A 2,983-nucleotide genomic window follows, 5' to 3' on the forward strand; every position below is an offset into this window, starting at 1 on the left:
ATCACCTCGACCAGCCCTACCAGAAGTCTGGGTAAGCAGATCAAAAGTTCGTTCAGATGCAGTATATACAGGAATATTTAAAACGGAATCAGCCGTTAAAATACCAACAGCTGTTACATCTTTAAAGTCATGCCCTTTTGATACCATTTGAGTTCCCAATAAAATATCATATTTATGAGCCCCAAAATCATGTAAAATATCTTCTGCTAATTGCTTATTCTTTGTCACATCTTGATCAAGTCGAGCAATACGTGCAGACTTAAAGTACCGTCGTAATTCTTCTTCAACCTTTTGTGTGCCTGACCCAAAGAACTTAATACGTTTGCTATGACATTTTGGGCATACCGTAGGAATTGGTTCATGATGTTCACAATAATGACAACGTAATTCCTCACCAGCCTGGTGATACACCATGGCCACATCACAATGTGGACACATAATAGTTTCCCCACAATCTCTACACATAACAAAGGTATTATAACCACGTCTATTCAAAAGAATAATCATTTGATTATGTTCATTCAATGTTTTTTGAATTAAGCTACTCATAGCATCAGAAAAAACAGAATAGTTGCCATGAAGAATTTCTTCCTTCATGTCCACAATAGTTACTTTTGGCATTGGTTGTTCAAAAATACGATGTGGTAATTCAAGCAAATGATACTCCCCTTGCTTAGCTTTGTAATAGGAGGTTACAGATGGTGTTGCAGAACCTAGTATTACAGGACAACCATGTGCTTCCCCACGCCATAATGCAACATTTCTAGCATGGTAACGAACCATGTCCTCTTGCTTATAAGAAGTATCATGCTCTTCATCTACTACGATAAGTCCAAGATCCTCAGCTGGAGCAAATACTGCTGATCGTGCACCAATGATAATATGACTATCCTTGCGACGTAAACGCTCCCAGTTATTATTGCGTTGTTGAACTGTTAACTTACTATGAAATACTACAACTTCATCACCAAAGGTTTCTACAAAGCGCCGTACAATTTGATCTGTCAGTATAATTTCTGGAACTAGAATAATAGCAGTCTTATCTTGACTAATGCATTTTGCTGTAGCTTTTAAATATAGTTGAGTTTTTCCGCTACCCGTTACACCATGTAGCAAAAAGGTTTTATGTTGATGTGAATTCATCGCCTCTTGAATAGGCTCATATACCGCTTGTTGTGCATCAGTTAGTGGTATATTGACTTCTGCTGTAAACAGTTCATCAAAGGTAGTCTTTGTCGCTTTAAATCTAGATTCAATAGTAATCCCCTTAGCTTCACTCACTTGTTTAATGACCATACGTGAAAAGCCTTTAGCTAATAATAAAGCTTTTGATGCGCCCCCTACTTCAAGTAAATATTTTGCCAACTCTCGTTGTTTCTTTTTTCGTTCACTAAATTGTTCTACCGTGAAAGTAGGTATAACCACAAGCCATTCTTCCTTAGGCGCATCATAAGATTTTAGAGTTTTATTAACAGTAAATAAACGCAATGCATCGCCATAAGAGAATAAATAATATTCATTTAAACGACGAGCAGTATCCATCATTTCAGGTGTGAACCAAGGTTCATTGTCTAATACTTGAACAATATTTCGCAATGTGAACTCAGGGGGCTCGCTTAAATCTTCATAGCCAATCAGAATTCCCTCTTCGCGACTATTGCCTAAAGGAATAAGTACGCGTGTACCGGATAAGATATTGCCAAACTTTTCAGGCATTAAGTAGCTTAACGGTTTATGAAGTTGTTTAGCAGGTCTATTGATGATAACTTTTGCGACACGCATACATTATATCCTTTCATTTACTATAAAAGGTCTCAGTAGAAATTCTACTAAGACCTTTTGTATTATAAGCCAGCTTCAGCTTTTAAAATTGCTGCTTTGTCAGTACGTTCCCAAGGTAAATCTACATCAGTTCTACCGAAGTGACCATATGCTGCAGTTTTGCGATAATGAGGTTTTAACAAATCAAGCATTTCAATAATACCTGCTGGACGAAGGTCGAAATGTTTCTTAACGAGTTCTTGAATTTTAGTTTCCTCAACATGACCTGTACCAAAAGTATCAACTAAGATAGATACAGGATGAGCAACGCCAATTGCGTAAGCAACTTGTACTTCACATTTATCAGCAAGACCTGCTGCAACAACGTTTTTAGCTACATAACGAGCAGCATATGCTGCAGAGCGGTCTACCTTAGATGGATCTTTACCAGAGAAAGCACCGCCGCCATGACGAGCCATACCACCATAAGTATCTACGATAATTTTACGGCCAGTCAAACCAGCATCACCATGAGGGCCACCGATTACGAAACGGCCAGTTGGGTTGATGAAGTATTTTGTATTTTCATCAACAAATTCAGCAGGCAACGCTGCATCGATAACAAAGCGTTTCAAATCTGCTTTAATTTGTTCTTGCGTAACTTCAGGACTATGTTGCGTAGAAATAACGATTGTATCAATACGTTTTGGTTTACCATCAACATACTCAACAGTAACTTGAGTTTTACCATCTGGACGAAGGTATGTTAACGTGCCATCTTTACGAACTTCTGTAAGACGACGAGATAAACGATGAGCTAAAGAAATAGGCATAGGCATTAGTTCAGGTGTTTCATTAGATGCATAACCAAACATCATACCTTGGTCACCAGCACCGATTTTATCAAGTGCTTCACCATTACCATCTTTAGATTCAAGAGCTTCATCAACGCCCATAGCAATATCAGCAGATTGTTCATCAATAGAAACTAGAACACCACAAGTATCGCAGTCAAAACCAAATTTAGCACGTGTATAACCGATATCTCGAACAGTATCACGTACGATGCGAGGAATATCCACATATGTGTTTGTAGAAATTTCGCCTACTACATGAACTAAGCCAGTAGTAACTAAAGTTTCACAAGCTACACGAGCAGTTGGATCTTTTTCAATAATCGCATCCAAAACAGCATCAGAAATTTGGTCAGCTATTTTATCTG

The 2,983-nt window shown here is 38.1% G+C and carries 2 protein-coding genes; both read right to left on the reverse strand.

Features of this window, described 5'->3' with window-relative positions:
* Positions 1-1,782: primosomal protein N' (priA, locus tag QZR70_RS08790; RefSeq protein ID WP_295794573.1), on the reverse strand; the 1,782-nt coding region annotated here is incomplete at its 3' end.
* Between the two features lie 62 nt (positions 1,783-1,844).
* Positions 1,845-2,983, reverse strand: a 1,139-nt coding sequence (gene metK / locus QZR70_RS08795) for a methionine adenosyltransferase (protein ID WP_295794576.1), incomplete at its 5' end; no start/stop codon positions are given.

Origin of the sequence: uncultured Veillonella sp., from assembly GCF_900545205.1 — a bacterium.
Taxonomy (GTDB): Bacteria; Bacillota; Negativicutes; order Veillonellales; family Veillonellaceae; genus Veillonella.